Origin of the sequence: Acidiphilium sp. PM (genome assembly GCF_000219295.1) — a bacterium.
Classification (GTDB): Bacteria; Pseudomonadota; Alphaproteobacteria; order Acetobacterales; family Acetobacteraceae; genus Acidiphilium; species Acidiphilium multivorum.
Genome location: NZ_AFPR01000598.1, coordinates 1 through 682 on the forward strand (window position 1 = coordinate 1; position 682 = coordinate 682).

General features: G+C 60.3%; 1 protein-coding gene. It reads right to left on the reverse strand.

Annotated elements, in window-relative coordinates:
• Positions 1-253: 253 nt before the first annotated feature.
• The coding region (locus tag APM_RS19220; RefSeq protein WP_007425061.1) for an outer membrane beta-barrel protein at positions 254-682 on the reverse strand (429 nt) is incomplete at its 5' end.

Genomic DNA, 682 nt, shown 5'->3' on the forward strand with positions numbered 1-682 from the left:
TCCCGGCGCCGGTCCCTGCCGCCTGACGCCTTCCGGCGCCCCGCCAGGGTGAGGTTCAACCTGAGTATCGATACTCACAAAAATGCTCAAACGTCCTGTTTCCACGCGCCGCCGGTAAATCTACGGAGCTCGGTTAAAGCGGATGGCGCGATTCTCTCCAAGCCGAAACAATGATGTTCCAGAGCCTGGATAATAGCCGCCGGACACGTGATTTGCTGATCACCATTTTTCCGCGATTGCGCCGAGGGTGGAATCAGAACAGCACGCCGGCCTCGACCACGAAGGTGGCCTGGTTGCGCCCGGTGCCGTTCGCACCGTAGCCGGTGCTGCCAGCATAGCCGACCTTGGTCAGATGCAGCAGGCCGAGATCGCCGCGGACGAACAGGTTCTTGTTCTGCCAGGTCGGCGTGACCGACAGGCCGTAGCCCTGCGCTCCGGGGTTGAGGAACCAGAAGCCGGGGCCGTTCGAGCTGAAATACTCGACCCAGCCGCCCAGCGAATAGGGGCTTTTGCCGAACGCGTAATCGGCGAAGAGCGCCGCGCCGAAATTGCTCGTGAACTTGCTGATGCCAACCTTCTGGTCAGGCTTCGCATACACATACTGAACCTCCGGCACGAGGTTGAGGTTGCCATGCGTGTAGCTGTAATAGCCGCCGATCATCGTGGAGTTGATATAGTTGGC